Raw genomic sequence first — 20,088 nt, forward strand, 5'->3', positions numbered from 1 at the left:
TTAGGGGTTGTTACTGACCAGTACGGTAGTTTGGTGCTTCTTTCGTCATCTGCACATCGTGGACGTGAGATTCTTTCATGCCAGCACCAGAAATACGCACGAATTCAGCTTTAGTACGCATGTCGTTGATTGTTGCGCTGCCAGTTAGGCCCATGCTTGAACGCAAACCACCCATTTGCTGATGCACAATTTCTTTCAAGCGACCTTTATAAGCGATTCGACCTTCGATGCCTTCAGGAACAAGTTTATCCGCAGCGTTATCAGATTGGAAATAACGGTCTGAAGAACCTTTAGACATAGCACCAAGAGAACCCATACCGCGGTATGACTTGTATGCACGACCTTGGTAAAGCTCAACTTCACCCGGTGCTTCTTCAGTACCTGCAAACATAGAACCAACCATCACACAAGATGCGCCAGCAGCAATCGCTTTACAGATGTCACCAGAGTAACGGATACCACCGTCTGCGATTACAGGAATACCGTATTCAGCGGCTGCATCTGCTGCGTCCGAAATAGCAGTGATTTGCGGTACACCAACACCTGTAACAATACGAGTTGTACAGATTGAACCAGGACCGATACCCACTTTAACTGCACTCACACCCGCTTCAATTAGGGCTTTCGCACCCGTTGCCGTTGCAACGTTACCGCCAATGATATCGAGGTCAGGGAACGCAGCGCGAGTTTCGCGGATACGCTTCAATACCCCTTCAGAGTGGCCGTGAGACGAGTCGATAAGTAAAATGTCTACACCTGCATCAACAAGTGCTTTCACACGCTCTTCATTACCAGCACCAGCGCCTACTGCGGCACCAACACGTAATCGACCTTGTGCATCTTTACATGCGTTAGGCTTACGTTCTGCTTTGTGGAAATCTTTTGCGGTGATCATGCCTTTTAGTTGGAACTCTTCGTTCACTACTAAGACTTTCTCTACACGGTGCTCTTGCATCAGCTTTTGTACTTCTTCACGAGAAGCACCTTCTTTTACTGTTGCTAGACGTGCTTTTGGTGTCATGACATCTTCAACTTTCTTGGTCAGGTCAGTAACAAAACGTACATCGCGACCAGTGATGATGCCCACTAATTCATTGTTATCTGCAACAACAGGGTAACCAGCAAAACCGTTTTCTTCAGTTAACGCTTTTACATCTTCAATCGTTGCTGTTGGCTCAACAGTCACAGGAGCAGTAACCACACCTGCTTCGAAAATCTTAACAAGATGCACTTGATGAGCTTGTTGCTCAATCGACATATTTTTGTGGATAAAGCCAATACCACCTTCTTGCGCCAGCGCAATGGCTAGGCGAGCTTCCGTTACGGTATCCATAGATGCAGAGATCATTGGAATATTCAAAGTGATGTTTTTAGTCAGCTGAGTGCGAAGATCAGCAGTGTTCGGAAGAACAGTGGAGTGTGCCGGGACGAGTAAAACGTCGTCAAAAGTTAAAGCTTCTTTTGCGATTCGTAGCATTTGCAATATCTCACAACAAGGTGTTAATAGGAATAAACCCAAGCTTTATCGTTTCGCATAATAAAGTGATTTGGATTTGATATTGCAGACGGATTATACGCACAGGGCAATCGCTTGACCACACATTTTTTTATTTTTTATTTGCAATCACCCCCTTGATATGTATTATATTGCCGCTAATTTCCATATTCACGCCTTAGAGATTAGTTGTGTCTTCTCTGACCAATAATAATATTTTCACTGTATCTCGTTTAAACTCGGAAGTCCGTCTACTGCTCGAAAATGAAATGGGCGTTGTATGGCTCGTTGGTGAAATTTCTAATTTCTCTGCCCCCGTTTCTGGTCACTGGTACTTCACATTAAAAGACTCCCGTGCCCAAGTGAAATGTGCGATGTTTCGAGGCAACAACCGTCGAGTAACATTCAAGCCACAAAATGGAAATCAAGTTTTAGTTAAAGCCCGCTTGTCTCTCTATGAACCAAGGGGTGACTACCAACTTATCATTGAAAATATGCAGCCCGAAGGCGACGGACGGCTTCAGCAAGAGTTTGATGAGCTGAAGATGAAACTTGCCGCTGAAGGTCTGTTTGCTCAAAGTTCAAAGCAACCTTTACCTGAAAACCCAACTCGTATTGGTGTTATCACATCCAAGACGGGTGCAGCTCTGCACGATATTCTAGATGTATTAAAACGCCGAGATCCTACACTGCCTATCGTTATCTACCCTTCTATCGTTCAAGGAGATACTGCCGCTATCTCAATTGCTCAAGCGATTGGTAGAGCGAACGAACGCAAAGAGTGCGACGTGCTTATTGTTGGACGGGGTGGAGGTTCGTTGGAAGATTTATGGTGTTTTAACAATGAAATCTTGGCACGTACAATTGCCGCAAGCCAGATCCCTATTGTTTCTGCTGTAGGGCATGAGGTAGATGTCACCATTGCTGATTTTGTGGCAGACATGAGAGCACCAACACCTTCAGCAGCCGCAGAGTTAGTCAGTCGAGACAATAATCACAAAGTATTGTCACTGAAACAAAAGCGCCAACACTTACGTCAGGCAATGTTGCAGTATCTTACAGACCACCAATCTTCGCTCAATATGCTGGAAAGAAAGTTGGAAAGAAAGCACCCAAGCTACCAACTTCAACAGCAAAGCCAGAGATTGGATGATTTAGAACAGCGGCTGCGCGTTGCAATGAACCAAAGGTTATCAGGTAATAGCCGAACAATGGTGAATTTGGATCACCGGCTCGCATTGCACAATCCTCAGCGAAAACTCAATCAGCTTCAGAGCGAGCTCTCTAGCAGTAAAGCGAAACTTTTCGATGCAATGGATAGGCAGTTGTTACTGTCTCGACATCAATTGGCTCTAGCAGCCGAGAAACTGGACACCGTAAGCCCACTAGCTACATTAAAACGTGGTTATAGTATTACACAGCTAGAAAATGGCGATGTGGTCACTGATGCTAACAAAATTAAAACGGGTGACGTACTTATCACCCGCCTTGCTGATGGGAATATTCGCTCAACCGTTTCTGACTAGTGCTAGTGCACTTCTAACTACGCGTAATTTCTGATCACTAACAAGGTTAGACCTTCAGTTTTCGTTTACATACAGCTTAGTTTTCTTAAACAAAGAAGCTTTTAAGCCACATTCGATTGTTTTTTATAGATAAAAGTAACTCGAGACTTGGATTTCAGTTCATTACAGCTTGGGCAGAAATAACTCGCGGATCCGCATGCTTGAAGCTTTTCTAGAGATTGTTCGCAGTCTGGGCAGAACGCAAGCTTCTGATAATCTTCGGAGCAGAAATCGCAGTGATATAACCCACCATTCCATCTCAACTCGCTGTCACAGTGTTTGCATACATTATCATTCATATCTTTACCCTCTTTACCACGAAGTACATCCTGATAATGAAGTCATAACTTAATACGTGCTTTGATCTGTATCAGATGTTAATCCGAACAAGGGCTTTGGGAACATTTGATCTTTCACGATTAAATTTTATTTGAGATATATACGTTCTAATCACATTGTAAGGTACGTATTCATGTTACTTTTCAACAATCAAACCGTAATATGTGACGTCAAGTTACGAATACAGATCTTTTCCGATCTTCCGCACTAGGACATCTGATCAGCGATCAGCATCAAAAAGAACATTTATATAACCACACCCCGAAAGCATAAGTTACATATGCTGTATTTGAATTTCAAGCAGATATAAACACCAAAAACAAAACCAAAAATAATACTTAACAGAATTTAATATTCGATCAAAATTCAATTGCCATTCGAATGTAAGTGAACATTACAACGTTTGGAATTACAGATAACACATTGTTTTTAAATAAATATATTTTAATGGGCATCTGTTTATTGGCAGATCCGACAAACAAAAATACGTTAATTGTCTTCGAATACAAAAAAGCGCCTTTCGGCGCTTTTTAGTTATTTATTTCGATTTTTCATCATCGACATAAGTCGTTTGCGTTTTCGCTCTTGCGACAACGTAAGTTTATTGGACTTACCTTCAAATGGGTTGTCACTACTCTGGAATTGAATTCGGATAGGAGTACCCATAATTTCCAAAGAACGACGGTAGTAGTTCATTAAGTAACGCTTATAGGAGTCTGGCAATTCATGTACTTGGTTACCGTGAACAACAATGATTGGAGGGTTATAGCCACCAGCGTGCGCGTATTTCAATTTCACTCGGCGACCACGCACCATTGGTGGTTGGTGATCATCTTGCGCCATTTTCATGATTCGAGTTAGAACAGATGTACCAACACGAGTCGTTGCCGATTTATACGCTTCTTGAACCGATTCAAACAAGTGCCCTACACCAGTACCGTGCAACGCTGAGATAAAGTGAATTCGTGCAAAATCGACAAAACCTAGGCGGCGATCAAGCTCTTTCTTCACATGCTCTTTTACATCAGTATCTAGACCATCCCACTTATTCACCGCAATCACAATGGAGCGACCAGAATTCAGCGCAAAACCTAATAGACTTAAATCTTGATCAGATATGTTTTCTCGAGCATCAATAACCAGCAGCACTACGTTAGCGTCTTCGACAGCTTTCAAAGTCTTAACAACTGAAAACTTTTCTACCGTCTCATTGATACGCGTACGGCGACGTACACCTGCTGTATCAATCAGGACATATTCACGTTCATCACGCTGCATTGGAATGTAAATAGAGTCACGAGTAGTGCCTGGGGCATCAAATACTACGACTCGCTCTTCACCAAGAATACGGTTTGTAAGCGTCGATTTCCCTACATTAGGACGACCAATGATAGCCAGCTTTATAGGTTGATCTTGTAAGCGTTTGAATTCAGCTTCCGCTTCTTCTTCGGTGTAATCCAGTTTTTCTTCCGGGTCTTCAAAGTCCGTGAGGTCTTCCAGCTCACCTTCAGCATTTGCAATGAGTTCTTCTGCAAATGGATTAAGTGCACGATCAATCAACGCTGCTACACCGCGACCATGAGATGCCGCAATTTGATACATGTTTTCGACGCCAAGCTTCCAGAAATCGGCGCACGCTGCATCGGCATCAATACCGTCTACTTTGTTCACCACCAGCATAGCTGGTTTCTCTATTTTTCGAAGGTGCATCGCAATGGCTTCATCCGCTGGTGTTAAACCAGCACGACCATCAACCATAAAGAGAACCACATCAGCTTCATCAATCGCTGCCAGCGACTGCTGTGCCATCTTTGTTTCTACGCCCTCTTCCGTTCCATCAATACCACCAGTATCGATAACGATGAAATCATGTTCACCCAGTTTTGCCTGACCGTATTTACGATCCCGAGTTAATCCAGGGAAGTCGGCCACTAACGCGTCACGCGTTCTAGTCAGACGGTTAAAAAGCGTCGACTTACCAACATTAGGACGCCCTACAAGAGCAACTACAGGAATCATATGTACCTCTACAATCTTATTTCTTAATGTAGCTATAGGTAAATCATTAGCACTAAAGCTTAGAACTTACCTATAACCACACTTGTTTAATTATCAATAAAACGGCTCTTGACTGAGAACAGCCAAGAGCCGATTGTGAATTATATCACGTTATTTACTGGATCTGCAGTTTCTTTACAGCACCAGAACGCGTCACTACAACGTAACCTTCGTCAACAACAATAGGTCCTACAGCAAAGCCACTGTCGTCTATAAGTTGCTGAGCCACAAACTTGCCAGAGTCCTTCTCCAGCCAATGTAGATAACCTTCAGTATCGCCAACGACTAACTTGCCGTCGATAATTGAAGGAGCCGTTAATAAACGGTGCTCTAACTGTTTGTTGCTCCAGATTTCTGTACCACTACGCGCATCAACCGCGACGAGATGATCTTTATCGGTAACTAAGTAAAGATTACTGCCATCCGTCACCATATCGGTTGCAGATGAGTAAGTACGCTTCCAAGATGGCGAACCAGAACGTAAGTCAATCGCCACAAGCTGACCGTTTACACCGACAATGTATAACGTGCTACCAATAATGATGGGCGATGCATCGGCATCGACTAGACGATCAATTTCAGTGGAACCTTTAGGCGTCCCCACTGGCTGTTGCCAAATTAGTTGCCCACGAGCCACAATCGCGGCTGCAATTCGGCCATTAGCAGTTCCCCAGAACACACCACCAGAAATGGTGACAGGAGAACTGTCTCCACGAAGCGTTAAGCTGGGAACTTCTGAACTCACTGTCCACTCTTGAGAGCCGTCTTCTTGGTTTAAGGCGACCAATATTCCGCGAGAAGTATGGACCATAACAAGGTTAGCGTCGGTAGCAGGTGCTGCAAGTACCTCACCCTCTACTGAAGAACGCCAAAGAAGCTCACCATTTTCTGCAGAAAGCGCTATCAATTCGCCATTTTCGCTACCGATAAACAACTTACCAAACGCCGCAGCAATTCCACCGGACAGGCGAGCCGTGTTTTCTGACTCAACAGTGGTAGACCAGTTTGCTTTCCCTGTATTAGGATCCAGCGCTTTTACTTGTCCATCTCGACTGGCAACAAATACATTGTCGTACGCATAGACAGGTTTCAGTTTGGAAAAATAATGCCCAACACCATCACCAACCGAAGTAGACCAGTTACTTGCTGGTGTAAATTGGCTTTCAACAATAGGCAAAGGTGCCATTACGATGGTGTCTTCTTCGCCCGCGCATCCAGCTAAGCCGGCTACAGCCAAGGCGCACATCACAGCTCGGTTGAGCATTTTCTTCATTCGATACAACCCTTACTTCGCCAGATCGTCCAGCTTCATTTGCAGAGCTTGGCTCGCATCTGACTGCTGTTGTGCTTCTGAGTAGGCAGCATACGCACCTTCAGAGTTACCCTGACGAAGCAAGATGTCGCCTTTAAGCTCAGCAACACGACCAGCCCAACCCGCTTCTTTAATCGAATCGAGCTGAGTAAGCGCTTCATCGTACTTTTCTTGTTCTGCAAGCACGCGAGAAGTACGTACTGTTAACAAAGAAACGATAGCCGTATCTTTTGTGTTTGCTTTAGCCCAGTTTAACTGCTCTAGAGCCTTATCCAGCTCTCCCGCTTCAACAAATGCTTTTGCTAGTTGTAGCGCAGCTAATACTGAATATTGAGATTCTTTATTCGCTTCGATAAACGCCAGTGCATCAGATGATGACTCTGCACCAGAGTTCTGTATTTGAGTCAGTACTTTATCGTACGCTTGAGAAGCTGCACCTTGCGCTTCTGCTTGCGAGTCCTGATAAAAACGCCAGCCAAAGATACCGCCTAAGCCAACCACCGCACCTACGATGACCGCTTTACCATTCTCTTTCCACCATTCTTTAATGGCTTCTACCTGTTGTTCTTCAGTATCGTAGAGTTCCACGTCCTGTCCTCTTTAGATCAAATGCTTAAGTTGCGCGGCAACGTCTGCCTGTGCAACTGTTGTTTGTTCGCCACCTGTTAAGTCTTTGACGACTACAGTGCCTTCCGCTACTTCGTTTTCACCAAGCACTAAGGCTACGACCGCGCCAACTTTGTCAGCACGCTTAAATTGTTTCTTGAAGTTACCGCCACCGAAGTGCGTCATCACACGTATGCCTGGCAATGACTCTCGAATTTGCTCTGCCAGCTTCATGTTTGCCATTAATGTGCCTTCACCTGCGCTTACCATGTACACATCGACTGCGCGACGCGTGTCAGCTAGGTCCAGTTCTTCTAACATAAGAACTAAGCGCTCTAGCCCCATAGCAAAACCCACTGCTGGGGTAGACTTACCACCCAGCTGCTCGACAAGCCCATCATAACGACCGCCGCCACACACTGTGCCTTGAGCACCTAAGCTTTCAGTAATCCATTCAAAAACGGTACGGTTGTAATAATCCAGACCACGTACAAGACGCTGGTTAACTTGGTATTCGATACCAGCAGCGTCAAGAAGTTCACACAATCCAGCAAAATGTGCTTTAGATTCTTCGTCAAGGTAATCGGACAGCTGAGGAGCATCAACTAGAATCGCTTGAATATCTGCATTTTTGGTATCCAGAACACGTAGCGGGTTCGTATGCATACGACGTTTACAGTCTTCATCGAGAATATCGATGTGCTGTTCAAGGAATTCAATCAACGCCGTGCGATAGTTAGCACGAGCTTCTAATGAACCAATTGAGTTTAACTCTAGACGCACATGTTTTTCGATACCGAGTTCTCGCCATAGACGAGCTGTCAGCATGATCAGTTCAGCATCGACATCGGGACCATTCAGACCGAATACTTCCACACCACACTGGTGGAATTGACGATAACGACCTTTTTGAGGACGTTCGTGACGGAACATCGGTCCCATGTACCACAGGCGTTGCTCTTGGTTATACAGCAAACCATTTTCAATACCGGATCGAACACAACCAGCTGTCCCTTCAGGGCGCAAAGTCAGGCTATCGCCATTGCGATCTTCAAAGGTGTACATCTCTTTTTCAACAACGTCGGTCACTTCACCGATGGCGCGGCTAAATAGATGAGTCATCTCAACGATAGGCATGCGAACTTCACTGTATCCGTACGCACTGATTACATGTTTAACCGCGCTCTCCACTTTTTGCCAAAGAGGAGATTGTGTAGGGAGGCAGTCATTCATGCCTCTGATTGCTTGTATCGTTTTTGCCACAGTTATTACCGTCGAGATTATTGTTTATCGATTAAATTGATGTCGATGCGATTGCTTTCATCAAGCACCGACGCTTTTGCACGAATTTTGGCTTCGAGCTTGCTAACCAAATCTTCATTATCAAAGCGCTCTTTTTGACGTTTACCGTCTTCATAAAAAGCGCTTTTCTTGTGACTTCCAGCTAACCCTAAATGAGAAACTTCTGCTTCACCTGGGCCATTTACCACGCAGCCAATGATAGAGACATCCATCGGCGTAATAATGTCTTCTAAACGTTCTTCCAAAGCATTAACAGTATTGATCACATCAAATTCTTGACGAGAGCAGCTTGGACAAGCGATAAAATTAATACCGCGGGAACGAATTCGAAGGGACTTTAGAATATCGAAACCAACTTTAATTTCTTCTACAGGGTCAGCTGCCAAAGAGATTCGAAGTGTATCTCCAATGCCTTCATTCAGCAGCATGCCAAGGCCCACTGCGGATTTAACCGATCCAGCACGCGCGCCACCTGCTTCGGTGATGCCGAGGTGAAGAGGTTGATCAATCTCTTTCGCCAGAAGACGATAAGAGTCCACAGCTAAAAAGACATCAGATGCTTTTACACTGACCTTAAATTGATCAAAATTCAAACGATCGAGGTAATCAACATGGCGCATTGCTGATTCTACCAGCGCCTCAGGTGTAGGTTCACCGTACTTCACTTGCAGATCTTTTTCTAAAGAACCGCCATTAACACCGATTCGAATTGGGATATTTTTATCACGAGCACAATCGACTACCGATTTCACTCGTGCTTCATTACCAATATTCCCGGGGTTTATTCTTAAACAGTCAACACCGTACTCCGCTACTTTCAAAGCGATTCGATAGTCGAAATGAATATCGGCAACCAAAGGAACATTGACTTGCTGCTTTATCAGTTTAAAGGCTTCTGCTGCTTCCATAGTAGGAACAGAAACGCGAACAATATCAGCGCCAACGGTTTCCAGTGACTTAATTTGAGCCACTGTTGCTTCAACATCCGTTGTTCTGGTGTTGGTCATGGACTGCACCGCGATAGGGGCACCGTCACCGATCGGCACATCACCCACATATATGCGGGTCGATGCACGACGTTTAATAGGGGATTCGTGTTGCATAATGGCTTTTAGACTTACTCAGCTTCTAGGGTAATTTGAATCTTGCTACTTTGCCTGCAGTATACCCAGAAAGGTCTACAGCTTCACCAGCAAATGTCATTGAAACACCTTCAGGTGCACCTAATATTACGCTGTATGGAGCCTTGCCACTTAAAGAAAGTTGGTGACCCGCTTTTTTTACACCCGTAGCAAGCACTTTGCCTTCTGCGTCTTTTACCTGAATCCAGCAATCAGCCGAAAACGACATTGAAACTGGGTTAGCAGATGCCGGAGAATCTGAAAGAGCGATGTTAGTACTCTCAGGCGATTCAGCATCAGATGACTCGTTTGATAAAGAAGACGAAACGTCACTAGTTGCTGTGTCAGTAACTGAGCTATCAGTGTCTGAAGATTCGGTATTTGAAGAGTTGTTAACTTCTTCGTTGGCAGATGTCGTGTCTTCTGTTGAAACAGCTGCATTGGCAGTTGGCTCAACCTCTTCATTCTGTTGAACGGGTTGAGCTGAAGCGACATTGAGCTCTCTTTGGGCTTCAAGTACCGCCAAATCAGCTTCTGACTCTTGAGAAAGGGAATCTGATGAAGAAGTCAGCTCTGAAACTGATAGTGTGTCTAGGCTCTGATTTTGCCACCACCACACAGAAGAAATACCAACCAATACCGCCAGTACACCCCATGTAATTAGCATGATGCGACTGTCGTGTTTTTCACGATTGGTTTTTCTAGAAAAGCTCTGCATGGACTGTTCTTTATGGTTCACCTCTTCTTCCAAAAGAGGCAAAACATCGTCATCACTTAGTCCAACGGCCTTGGCGTAAGATCGCAAATAGCCACGGGTAAAAGTGGCTACTTGATCTGACTTGAAGTTGTTATCTTCAATGTTTTGTATCACCGCCAAGCGGAGACGAAGACGGTCAGCAATGTCTTTTTGCGTTAACCCCAGCTTCTCTCGCTGTTGGCGCAGTACATCACCTGGAAGTGGCAATGTAGAAATAGTCATATTTTCTGCAGTTTGTTCAATACTCATTCGCTACGTACTTCTGATATTGAATCGAGTCTGGGTATTTGTCTTTTAATACGCTCGCGTACTTATTTGCAAGAGTGTTATTGCCTGCTTGTTTTTCTAATTCAATTAGCAAGCCCAAACTCGAAGCTTTATACCCATATCTATTATGAAATTTTAAAAGTCTAACCCTAGCTTCCCGATACTTTGCTTTTTGAATTTCTATTTGTGTTAGCTGAAGTATAGAAACAACACGGTTTGGGTCATGATCCAAAGAACGGGCAAAATAATACTCAGCTTTATCCTGATCGCCGCTTTTCAGCGCACACATTGCCGCATTTTGATAGCTGGCTGCAATCAGGTAGTAATATGGCTGTTCAATAGCACGGTTAAAGAATGCATCGGCTTCATCGTATCGACCGATTTTACAAAGAAACGTACCGTAGTTATTGAGTACATCACCGTTCTTAGGCGACTCCCTAAGTGCCTTTTTATAGGCTTGCTCTGCCTGATCGGTCTCGCCAACTTCTTGATAAAAGTGAGCCATTGCGATCAGTGAACGATAATAATCTGGTGCGTAGCTTACTGCGGTTTCAAGATTTTCTCTTGCCCGAATCATATCTTTGGACTCAAGATAACTTAAACCTAAGCTTATACGCGCTTCTGCCGCCTTTATCTTATCAAACTGATTATTAGCGGATTGTTCAGTAACTGTAACACAACCTACTAACAAACTAACCAGAAATATGTTCGCAATTCTCACTAACATCACACTCCCTTACTATCTGGGGAGTCTTTCTGGTCAATTATCAACTCAGATTGACTTCACCTCGATTGGTTCCCCGTGCTGTTTAAGTTTTGTCCGTTTTGTTCGATCGATCACATCTCCAACTAGCTGACCACAAGCTGCATCAATGTCATCACCACGAGTTTTACGCACAGTTACCGTGTAATCATATTTCATCAACGTTTTCATAAAGCGGTCAATGCGTGAGTTACTCGGCTTGCGGTATGGTGAACCAGGATAAGGGTTAAAAGGAATCAAATTTATCTTAGACGGAGTATCTTTTAACAATTCTGCGAGTTGTCTTGCATGTTCCATATCATCATTCACATGATCAAGCAGAACATACTCAATCGTAACTTTGCCACGGTTGGCATTAGAGGAGGCAATATAGCGCCTAACGGAATTGAGGAAATCTTCAATGTCCCAGCGATCATTAATAGGCATGATCTCACTTCGAAGTTCATCATTTGGTGCGTGTAAAGAAATGGCCAGTGCAACATCGATGTTCCCTGTCATTTGATCAAGACCAGAAACCACTCCTGACGTTGAAACCGTCACGCGTCGCTTTGATAAACCAAAACCTAAGTCATCAAGCATGATCTCCAAAGACGGGATCAAGTTTTTCATGTTCAGTAGCGGTTCGCCCATTCCCATCATCACGACATTGGTAATCGGACGACGACCGGTTTCTTTCTGCAAGCCAATCTCTCGTGCTGCACGCCAAACTTGGCCAATGATTTCCGACACTTTTAAGTTTCGGTTGAATCCTTGCTGAGCGGTAGAGCAAAATTTGCACTCAAGTGCACAACCTACTTGGGAGGACACGCAAAGTGTCGCTCTATCTGCATCAGGGATGTATACCGTTTCGACATCTTGATCACCAACACGCATTGCCCATTTGATGGTTCCATCAGAAGAGTGCTGAGCCTCAGAAACATAAGGAGCACGAATTTCTGAAACACGCATAAGCTTCTCTCGAAGCTTCTTATTGAGATTGGTCATGTTCTCAAAATCGTCGACACCAAAATGGTAGATCCACTTCATGACCTGATCAGCACGAAATGCTTTCTCGCCTAATTCATCGGCGAAGTATTTTCGTAGCCCTTTACGGTCAAAATCCAGTAGATTTACTTTTTCGGTGCTCATGTTGTCTCTCGCAGGTGTAACTGTATTTAAGGGCGCGAATTGTACAGCCTTTACCCAATGACAACAAGGGGTCGAAAGTAAGGTTATTTATAAAGGATTAATTTCAAATTGATTAATTTTTAAACAGAAGAAAAATAACGAGTATGAGGTGTTATATTGCGAGGGAACGGGAAAGGATTTTAGAAACATTGCACCTATGAATAGGCATAAGTGCAATGATGAATTCACACTCTAGAAAAGATTAATCTTCTCGAGGGCAAATTTCAGACGCTGGGAAGAAAAACTCAATTTCTCGCGCTGCAGATTCAGGGCTATCACTTCCGTGAACGGAGTTGTAACGCATGCTTACCGCATAATCAGCACGAATAGTGCCACATGCTGCTTCCTCAGGGTTCGTTTTACCCATTAGCTCACGGTATCGAGCAATTGCATTTTCACCTTCAAGCACTTGAACCATAATCGGTCCAGATGTCATGAACTCTTTCAAACCTTCAAAGAAAGGCTTGCCTTCATGCTCTGCATAAAATCCACTCGCTTGGTCATCCGATAGATGAACCATTTTAGCAGCGATAATTCTTAAACCTGCTTTTTCAAATCGATGGTAGATTTCACCTACAAGATTTCTTTTTACAGCATCGGGCTTAATGATGGAAAACGTTCTTTCTAGAGCCATAAGATGTCCTTCGTTCTTTCGTTATAGTATCCGAGGGTTACAATTGATTTGCTTCCCTCGAATTTTTTAAGTTGAATTCAGTTTATTTCGCTTGTTCTGTCAAAATTCGAGCGAGTGTACGTACACCCATACCCGTTGCGCCAGCCGACCATTTGTCGCTCGCACTCTTACGATACGTGCCAGCACAGTCGAAATGCAACCAACCTTTCTTGTAGTCATTCACAAAATACGACAAAAAGGCTGCTGCAGTGCTCGCGCCTGGAGAGTAATGACCACTACTGATGTTTGATAAATCAGCAAAGTTTGAAGGCAACATTGAACGGTGGAAATCCGCCAGCGGCAGAGGCCATAACCCCTCACGCTCTTCAGCCGCATAGCCTACAGCCTTGGATGACAGTTGCTGGTCAAATGACAGCAGTGCATGGTAATCGTTACCCAGAGCATTCTTTGCTGCGCCAGTTAGAGTAGCGCAGTCGATTATCAGTTCTGGGTTTTGCTCACTCGCGTACAAAAGACCGTCCGCAAGAACCAAACGCCCTTCCGCATCAGTATTCATGATTTCGACAGTTTTGCCGTTTTTGTAGGTGATGATGTCACCCAGCTTGAAAGCTCGACCTGAAATCATGTTCTCAGCACAACAAAGAATTAATTTCACACGCTTGTTAAGACCGCGAAGGATAGCCAAACCAAGACCACCAGTAATCGTACCCGAACCGCCCATGTCAGCTTTCATGGCATCCATGAATCCAGAAGGCTTAATGCTGTAACCGCCCGAATCAAAGGTAATACCCTTACCGACTAGACAAGCAAAAACAGGCGCATTTTCATCACCCGTTGGGTTGAAGTCCAATTGAAGCATTGCAGATGTACGCTCGGAGCCACGACCAACCGCGTAAATACCTTCCCAACCTTCTGTTAGCAAGTCTTTATCTTTGACGATTCGGTAAGTAACGTGCTCTGGCGCTAGAGATTTAATAAACTCCCCAGCCATAGTCGCAAGTTGACGAGGGGCAACTTCTTCAGCACTTTTGTTGATGATATCTCGAACCCAATTTCCTGCCTTGATACGAGAATCTAATTCGTGTTGAGCACTCTCTTCAAGATCAACCCACTCAACGGAATTGGTATTTTTAGGTCCACGGTAGCCTTGGTAGAACGCCCAAATGCTCTCTATATCCCAACCTTCACCCTGCAAAAATACGGATTTGATTCCTTGACCATCCAGCTTGCGCCCTGCGCGCTGAATCACATCGACTAACTCACCATCGGTGTGGTGAATGGTTGTACCTTGTTCTGTAAAAGATAAAATTGCGTTTTCGCCCCATTGAGGGAGTGCCGCTTGTGAGGAAATGAATACCGGCATTTGTGTAGACATGATTTCTCCTTGTCTTGTCATCGTAATCTTCGCTGATTTCTATTATGACTTTGTTTCTTTTTACGAGTTGAGGAATGTTAGCATTATGTTCGTAGAAAATGTCATTTGCATAAAAAAAACGGGCTAGATAGCCCGCTTTTTTTAGTAAATAATGTCAAGTCAAGTAAACAACTCAACATATAACACAAGTTCTTAGATGACATAGAGATCTATGTAGACCTAACTAATTACATCTTGTGTTAATCTGCTTCATCCATCCAGCAGAGGATAATCGCCTCTAGAATTTTTTCATTAGATCGGCTTGGATCATCTTCAAACTCTTCTAACTCACAAATCCAGCGATGCAAATCCGTAAAACGTACAGTTTTAGGATCGGTGTCAGGAAATAGATCGCATAACTCAATTGCGATATCTCTCGAGTCTGTCCATTTTAAGCTCATTTCACTTCCTTATTAATGATCTTCAGCTGCGTGATTCAGCGTGTACTTCGGAATTTCAACGACCAAGTCTTCGTCGGTGATCACCGCTTGGCAACCTAAACGAGACTCAGGCTCTAAACCCCATGCTTTATCCAGCATGTCATCTTCAAGCTCTTCGCTCTCATCTAATGAATCGAACCCTTCGCGTACAACGATATGACAAGTAGTACAGGCACAGGATTTCTCACAAGCATGCTCAATTCCGATGCCATTTTTCAACGCAACATCAAGAACAGTCTGACCAGTTTGTCCTTCTAATACCGCGCCTTCTGGGCAAAGGTCTTCATGGGGTAAAACAATAATCTTTGGCATTTTAAATTCTCAAACTTATAACTGTTATATGTCATCAACTGATTGACCAGATAACGCTGATCGAATCGATTTGTCCATGCGACGAGACGCAAAATCTTGACTGGCTTTGTCCGTCTCTTTGATGCCTTGCTCAATCGCATCGGCATTGTCTTGGTTACGTAACGCAATCAGAGCTTCTATCGATTTCAGCAACACCTGCCTTTCTTCCTCAGAAAGCAACTCATCACCATCAATTTGCAACGCTGAAACCAGACCTTCGATAACACGATCTGCTTCAACCCTTTGCTCAGCAAGTGCTCTAGCGTGCATGTCTACTTTTGCGTAGGTCATGGAGTCTTTCAGCATGTTGGCGACTTCATCATCACTCAAACCATACGATGGCTTCACTTGGATTTCAGCCTGTACGCCAGTGCTCTTTTCCATGGCTGTTACTGACAGCAAACCATCTGCATCAACCTGATAAGTCACACGTATGTGCGCCGCACCAGCCGCCATTGGTGGTATACCTTTTAGTGAGAATTTGGCTAATGAGCGACAATCGCCAATCATTTCACGCTCACCTTGTGCAACATGAACGAGCATACCCGTTTGCCCGTCTTTAAACGTAGTAAATTCTTGAGCTTTAGCGACTGGAATTGTGGTGTTTCTTGGGATGATTTTTTCAACCAAGCCACCCATGGTTTCAATCCCCAATGACAAAGGGATCACGTCAAGCAGTAGCATCTCAGAATCAGGCTTATTGCCCGCTAATATATCCGCTTGAATGGCAGCCCCAATAGCAACAACCTCATCCGGATTGATGCTCGTGAGCGGCGTTTGTCCAAAGAATTCACCAACCATGTCACGAACATGGAGCGTGCGCGTTGAACCACCAACCATCACAACTTCTTGTATTTCATCTGTTGAAACCCCTGCATCTTTTAGCGCACGGCGGCAAGAAAGCAGTGTTTTCTTAACAAGTGGTTGAATGAGTTCATTGAACGTTTCACGAGACAACGAACCAGACCAAGCCCCAAATGCTAAGTCTGTAGATTCAGAGTTTGATAGCTCGATTTTCGCTTGAGTCGCAACGTCCAGTAATACACGTTGCTGTTCATTGGAAAGCGTACCTTGAGTATTTGACTGCTCTTTAATGTAGTCTGCCACTATGTGGTCAAAATCATCACCACCTAGGGCAGAATCGCCACCAGTGGCTAGGACTTCAAAAACACCTTTGGATAAGCGAAGAATGGAAATATCAAACGTTCCTCCACCCAAATCGTAAACGGCGATCACACCTTCCTGAGCGGAATCGAGCCCATAAGCGATGGCTGCTGCTGTTGGCTCGTTCAACAATCGAAGAACATTCAACCCCGCAAGTGTTGCGGCATCTTTCGTACCTGCGCGCTGCGCATCGTCAAAGTACGCAGGAACCGTAATCACTACGCCGGTCAACTCTCCACCGAGCGCCTCTTCTGCACGTTTACCCAATGCTTGCAAAATTTCAGAAGAAACTTGGATTGGATTAACGTTGCCTTTTGAAGTCTCTATTAATGGCAGACCATTTTCACTTTCAATAAAAGTATAAGGAAGAGAAGGGTAGCGTGTTTTAATATCACCTAAAGAACGACCAATAAGCCGTTTAGCGGAAATGATCGTTTGCTTGGGATCGGACTGAGCGTGCTCACGCGCTTTTTCTCCGACTAATGTAGTATCAGAACCATAATAGACAACCGATGGCAAAATGCTTTCATTCTGCTCATCGACTAGTGGTTTTGCTGTTCCGCTAAGAACAGATGCCACCAGTGAGTTCGTCGTCCCCAAGTCAATGCCAGCCGCCAAACGATGCTCGTGTGGTGCTGAACTTTGACCCGGTTCTGCAATTTGAAGTAATGCCATTGAATGTCCTTTATTATCCGAGCAGTTTGTCTTCCAACTGCTCTATTTCATTTTGTAATTTGGCAATAAATTTTAGCTTACGAATACCATTCGCAGCGTTTTCCAGTGTGTTATCAGTTAATGCCTGAACCATCTCGCTCAAAAGCGATTGATACAGTTTACTGACCTTTTTCTCAAAATCGAATAATTCAGACTCTGGATCTGATGATGACTCAATATCCTCTAACGCTTCCCTTAGCTCCATCTGTTCCATTAAAAACATAGGATCTTGCATCGTGTTTTGCTCATTCCGAATGTCTACCCCTTTAAGAGAAAGAAGGTATTCAGCACGAGAAATCGGTTGTTTTAGTACTTGGAAAGCATCATTGATTTGCGCGGCTTTTTGCACGGCAAGAAGGCGATCTCGCTCGGATGCAGTCGCGAATTTATCTGGATGGAATTGGCGTTGAAGCTCTCTGAACTGAGTGGATAACGCAGCAACATCGAGATCAAACTGGCGAGAAATGCCAAACAATTCAAAATGATCCATTTTCTGACTCTCAGTGAAATCTGGGCAAAAAATAAAGATAAGTGGCAAGCACAAAACGCAGCGTTCACTGCGTTTTAAATCGATGTATTTGTTGAGCTTATTTATCAGACATTAAAGCTTTCACCACAACCACACTCGCCTTTAACGTTGGGGTTGTTAAACTGAAAACCTTCATTCAAGCCTTCTTTTACGAAGTCCAACTCAGTCCCGTCTAGGTATACTAAGCTCTTAGGATCAATGATTATTTTCACATTGTCCTGCTCAAAGATTTCATCTTCTTCATTAAGAACATCAACAAATTCGAGAACATAAGCCATTCCGGAGCAACCTGTGGTTTTCACCCCAAGTCTTAAACCGATGCCTTTGCCTCGATTATCTAGAAATGATCTGACACGGCTTGTCGCCGCTTCTGTCATGGTAATGGCCATACTGCAACCTGCTAATCTTTAGTGAAATTAAAATGGAAGAAGCGCTAACTCCTTCCATTTACAATTATGACTCGTGTTTCTTTTTGTAATCAGAAACAGCAGCTTTAATTGCATCCTCAGCAAGGATAGAACAGTGAACTTTTACCGGTGGTAATTCAAGTTCTTCAGCAATTTCTGCATTTTTGATCGCCGCTGCTTCGTCAATACTCTTACCTTTCACCCACTCGGTGATTAGAGAGCTAGAAGCAATGGCACTACCGCAGCCATAAGTTTTAAATTTCGCGTCTTCAATGATGCCTTCAGAAGACACTTTGATTTGCAGTTTCATAACGTCGCCACATGCTGGCGCGCCAACCATACCACTACCAATGGATGGGTCTTCTTTATCGAATGAACCAACGTTGCGTGGGTTTTCGTAATGGTCTATAACTTTTTCGCTGTATGCCATAATTTTTACCTCGAATCCTCTATATCCTTGAGACTAGTGGTGAGCCCATTCAACTGTGCTCAAATCTACACCTTCTTTGTACATATCCCATAGAGGAGACATGTCGCGCAGTTTATCCACTGCAACACGAATCTTTTCAACGGCGTAATCGATGTCTTCTTCTGTCGTTAAACGACCAAAAGAAAAACGAATGGAGCTATGCGCTAGCTCGTCATCCAACCCTAGAGCACGTAGAACATACGAAGGCTCAAGGCTTGCTGATGTACATGCAGAGCCAGAAGAAACAGCCAGGTCTTTCAGTGCCATAAGCAGAGATTCACCCTCAACAAATGCAAAACTGATATTGAGATTGTGAGGAACGCGTTGCTCTAGATCACCATTGATCGTCAATGCTTCCATTCCCTCAAGACCTTTCAACATACGATCACGCAATGACTTTGCATGGTCGAAATCTTTTTGCATTTCTTCTTTTGCAATGCGGAAGGCTTCACCCATACCAACAATTTGGTGAGTCGCCAAGGTACCAGAACGGAAACCACGCTCGTGACCGCCACCATGAATTTGCGCTTCTAGGCGAATACGTGGTTTGCGACGAACGTACAATGCACCAATACCTTTAGGACCGTATGCTTTATGCGCAGACATAGAAATAAGATCGACTTTCATTTCCTGAACATCTAGTGGCACTTTGCCAGCAGACTGTGCAGCATCAACATGAAAGATAATCTTGCGCTCACGGCAAAGTTCGCCGATAGCAGAAATGTCCTGAATGACACCGATTTCGTTGTTAACATGCATGATAGATACTAGAACAGTATCCTCTCGCATTGCTGCTTGAAGTTTATTCAGATCAATAATGCCATTGGATTCTGGCTCAATGTATGTCACTTCATAACCTTCACGCTCTAGCTGGCGGCACGGATCAAGAACCGCTTTATGTTCGGTTTTACACGTAATAACGTGCTTGCCTTTTTTGCCGTAAAAGTGCGCCGCACCTTTAATTGCTAGGTTGTCAGATTCTGTTGCGCCCGAGGTAAAAATAATTTCTCTTGGGTCAGCGTTTAATAGTTCAGCGATTTGCTCACGAGCAGTGTCTACTGCTTCTTCTGCCTGCCAGCCATAACGATGAGAACGAGATGCAGGGTTACCAAACGTCCCATCCATCGTCATGTACTGAACCATTTTTTCAGCAACGCGCACATCAACAGGGCATGTTGCTGAGTAATCAAAATAAATGGGCAGTTTCATTTGTT

Annotated in this window: 20 protein-coding genes; 1 reads left to right on the forward strand and 19 read right to left on the reverse strand. The window is 44.1% G+C overall.

Going from position 1 to position 20,088, the window contains the following annotated elements:
* Window positions 1-10: 10 nt before the first annotated feature.
* Entirely contained in the window at window positions 11-1,477 is a 1,467-nt protein-coding gene (guaB, locus tag LDO37_RS14705; protein ID WP_126608065.1) for an IMP dehydrogenase, read from the reverse strand.
* A 287-nt stretch (window positions 1,478-1,764) separates the two neighbouring features.
* Between guaB and xseA the strand changes: the two genes are divergently transcribed.
* Window positions 1,765-3,021, forward strand: coding sequence for an exodeoxyribonuclease VII large subunit (gene xseA, locus LDO37_RS14710; RefSeq protein ID WP_399481245.1), 1,257 nt, complete (start codon window positions 1,765-1,767; stop codon window positions 3,019-3,021).
* 101 nt (window positions 3,022-3,122) lie between these two features.
* On the opposite strand, the gene LDO37_RS14715 is transcribed toward xseA, so the two are convergent.
* From LDO37_RS14715 to LDO37_RS14800, 18 genes are all read right to left on the reverse strand, one after another.
* Window positions 3,123-3,359, reverse strand: a complete 237-nt coding sequence (locus LDO37_RS14715) for a zinc ribbon domain-containing protein (protein ID WP_126608063.1) — start codon at window positions 3,357-3,359, stop codon at window positions 3,123-3,125.
* Between the two features lie 574 nt (window positions 3,360-3,933).
* Window positions 3,934-5,418, reverse strand: coding sequence for a ribosome biogenesis GTPase Der (gene der, locus LDO37_RS14720; RefSeq protein WP_104400488.1), 1,485 nt, complete (start codon window positions 5,416-5,418; stop codon window positions 3,934-3,936).
* Window positions 5,419-5,572: 154 nt separating this feature from the next.
* A complete protein-coding gene (gene bamB / locus LDO37_RS14725; RefSeq protein ID WP_126610077.1) occupies window positions 5,573-6,730 on the reverse strand; it encodes an outer membrane protein assembly factor BamB in 1,158 nt (385 codons plus the stop codon).
* Window positions 6,731-6,742: 12 nt separating this feature from the next.
* Window positions 6,743-7,357, reverse strand: coding sequence for a YfgM family protein (locus tag LDO37_RS14730; protein ID WP_101110818.1), 615 nt, complete (start codon window positions 7,355-7,357; stop codon window positions 6,743-6,745).
* A gap of 12 nt (window positions 7,358-7,369) precedes the next feature.
* Window positions 7,370-8,638 (reverse strand): histidine--tRNA ligase, encoded by a 1,269-nt coding sequence (gene hisS, locus LDO37_RS14735; RefSeq protein WP_126610078.1) that lies wholly within the window; start codon window positions 8,636-8,638, stop codon window positions 7,370-7,372.
* A gap of 17 nt (window positions 8,639-8,655) precedes the next feature.
* Window positions 8,656-9,780: a flavodoxin-dependent (E)-4-hydroxy-3-methylbut-2-enyl-diphosphate synthase gene (ispG, locus tag LDO37_RS14740; protein WP_101110820.1), complete on the reverse strand. Its 1,125-nt coding sequence runs from the start codon at window positions 9,778-9,780 to the stop codon at window positions 8,656-8,658.
* A gap of 25 nt (window positions 9,781-9,805) precedes the next feature.
* Window positions 9,806-10,804, reverse strand: coding sequence for a cytoskeleton protein RodZ (rodZ, locus tag LDO37_RS14745; RefSeq protein ID WP_126610079.1), 999 nt, complete (start codon window positions 10,802-10,804; stop codon window positions 9,806-9,808).
* Complete coding sequence (pilW, locus tag LDO37_RS14750; RefSeq protein WP_126610080.1) at window positions 10,794-11,549, reverse strand: type IV pilus biogenesis/stability protein PilW; 756 nt, start codon at window positions 11,547-11,549, stop codon at window positions 10,794-10,796. The genes rodZ and pilW overlap by 11 nt, the downstream gene beginning before the upstream one ends.
* Before the next feature lie 45 nt (window positions 11,550-11,594).
* Entirely contained in the window at window positions 11,595-12,713 is a 1,119-nt protein-coding gene (locus LDO37_RS14755) for a bifunctional tRNA (adenosine(37)-C2)-methyltransferase TrmG/ribosomal RNA large subunit methyltransferase RlmN (protein ID WP_101110823.1), read from the reverse strand.
* Window positions 12,714-12,954: 241 nt separating this feature from the next.
* Window positions 12,955-13,386: a nucleoside-diphosphate kinase gene (ndk, locus tag LDO37_RS14760; RefSeq protein WP_101110824.1), complete on the reverse strand. Its 432-nt coding sequence runs from the start codon at window positions 13,384-13,386 to the stop codon at window positions 12,955-12,957.
* 82 nt (window positions 13,387-13,468) lie between these two features.
* Window positions 13,469-14,761 carry an aminopeptidase PepB gene (gene pepB, locus LDO37_RS14765; RefSeq protein WP_126610081.1) on the reverse strand — a complete coding sequence of 431 codons (1,293 nt, stop codon included), beginning with the start codon at window positions 14,759-14,761 and terminating at the stop codon, window positions 13,469-13,471.
* Window positions 14,762-15,000: 239 nt separating this feature from the next.
* The gene (gene iscX, locus LDO37_RS14770) at window positions 15,001-15,201 is read right to left on the reverse strand and encodes a Fe-S cluster assembly protein IscX (RefSeq protein WP_101110826.1); all 201 of its coding nucleotides are present in this window, start codon (window positions 15,199-15,201) and stop codon (window positions 15,001-15,003) included.
* A gap of 12 nt (window positions 15,202-15,213) precedes the next feature.
* Complete coding sequence (gene fdx, locus LDO37_RS14775; protein WP_101110827.1) at window positions 15,214-15,552, reverse strand: ISC system 2Fe-2S type ferredoxin; 339 nt, start codon at window positions 15,550-15,552, stop codon at window positions 15,214-15,216.
* Window positions 15,553-15,576: 24 nt separating this feature from the next.
* Window positions 15,577-17,430 (reverse strand): Fe-S protein assembly chaperone HscA, encoded by a 1,854-nt coding sequence (hscA, locus tag LDO37_RS14780; protein WP_126610082.1) that lies wholly within the window; start codon window positions 17,428-17,430, stop codon window positions 15,577-15,579.
* A 13-nt stretch (window positions 17,431-17,443) separates the two neighbouring features.
* Complete coding sequence (gene hscB / locus LDO37_RS14785; protein ID WP_101110829.1) at window positions 17,444-17,959, reverse strand: co-chaperone HscB; 516 nt, start codon at window positions 17,957-17,959, stop codon at window positions 17,444-17,446.
* A gap of 104 nt (window positions 17,960-18,063) precedes the next feature.
* The gene (iscA, locus tag LDO37_RS14790) at window positions 18,064-18,387 is read right to left on the reverse strand and encodes an iron-sulfur cluster assembly protein IscA (RefSeq protein WP_101110830.1); all 324 of its coding nucleotides are present in this window, start codon (window positions 18,385-18,387) and stop codon (window positions 18,064-18,066) included.
* 64 nt (window positions 18,388-18,451) lie between these two features.
* Entirely contained in the window at window positions 18,452-18,835 is a 384-nt protein-coding gene (iscU, locus tag LDO37_RS14795) for a Fe-S cluster assembly scaffold IscU (protein WP_101110831.1), read from the reverse strand.
* A 33-nt stretch (window positions 18,836-18,868) separates the two neighbouring features.
* A complete protein-coding gene (locus LDO37_RS14800; protein WP_104400501.1) occupies window positions 18,869-20,083 on the reverse strand; it encodes an IscS subfamily cysteine desulfurase in 1,215 nt (404 codons plus the stop codon).
* Window positions 20,084-20,088: the final 5 nt, after the last annotated feature.

This window comes from Vibrio penaeicida (genome assembly GCF_019977755.1).
In the GTDB taxonomy this organism is placed as follows: domain Bacteria; phylum Pseudomonadota; class Gammaproteobacteria; order Enterobacterales; family Vibrionaceae; genus Vibrio; species Vibrio penaeicida.

Bases quoted from the DNA above. Each gene is read 5' to 3' on its own strand.
- rodZ (WP_126610079.1), bottom strand. From the start codon at position 10,804: ATGAGTATTGAACAAACTGCAGAAAATATGACTATTTCTACATTGCCA.
- guaB (WP_126608065.1), bottom strand. From the start codon at position 1,477: ATGCTACGAATCGCAAAAGAAGCTTTAACTTTTGACGACGTTTTACTC.
- LDO37_RS14800 (WP_104400501.1), bottom strand. From the start codon at position 20,083: ATGAAACTGCCCATTTATTTTGATTACTCAGCAACATGCCCTGTTGAT.
- bamB (WP_126610077.1), bottom strand. From the start codon at position 6,730: ATGAAGAAAATGCTCAACCGAGCTGTGATGTGCGCCTTGGCTGTAGCC.
- pilW (WP_126610080.1), bottom strand. From the start codon at position 11,549: ATGTTAGTGAGAATTGCGAACATATTTCTGGTTAGTTTGTTAGTAGGT.
- fdx (WP_101110827.1), bottom strand. From the start codon at position 15,552: ATGCCAAAGATTATTGTTTTACCCCATGAAGACCTTTGCCCAGAAGGC.
- hscA (WP_126610082.1), bottom strand. From the start codon at position 17,430: ATGGCATTACTTCAAATTGCAGAACCGGGTCAAAGTTCAGCACCACAC.
- ndk (WP_101110824.1), bottom strand. From the start codon at position 13,386: ATGGCTCTAGAAAGAACGTTTTCCATCATTAAGCCCGATGCTGTAAAA.
- hscB (WP_101110829.1), bottom strand. From the start codon at position 17,959: ATGGATCATTTTGAATTGTTTGGCATTTCTCGCCAGTTTGATCTCGAT.
- xseA (WP_399481245.1), top strand. From the start codon at position 1,765: ATGGGCGTTGTATGGCTCGTTGGTGAAATTTCTAATTTCTCTGCCCCC.
- LDO37_RS14755 (WP_101110823.1), bottom strand. From the start codon at position 12,713: ATGAGCACCGAAAAAGTAAATCTACTGGATTTTGACCGTAAAGGGCTA.
- der (WP_104400488.1), bottom strand. From the start codon at position 5,418: ATGATTCCTGTAGTTGCTCTTGTAGGGCGTCCTAATGTTGGTAAGTCG.
- iscU (WP_101110831.1), bottom strand. From the start codon at position 18,835: ATGGCATACAGCGAAAAAGTTATAGACCATTACGAAAACCCACGCAAC.
- pepB (WP_126610081.1), bottom strand. From the start codon at position 14,761: ATGTCTACACAAATGCCGGTATTCATTTCCTCACAAGCGGCACTCCCT.
- ispG (WP_101110820.1), bottom strand. From the start codon at position 9,780: ATGCAACACGAATCCCCTATTAAACGTCGTGCATCGACCCGCATATAT.
- iscA (WP_101110830.1), bottom strand. From the start codon at position 18,387: ATGGCCATTACCATGACAGAAGCGGCGACAAGCCGTGTCAGATCATTT.
- LDO37_RS14715 (WP_126608063.1), bottom strand. From the start codon at position 3,359: ATGAATGATAATGTATGCAAACACTGTGACAGCGAGTTGAGATGGAAT.
- iscX (WP_101110826.1), bottom strand. From the start codon at position 15,201: ATGAGCTTAAAATGGACAGACTCGAGAGATATCGCAATTGAGTTATGC.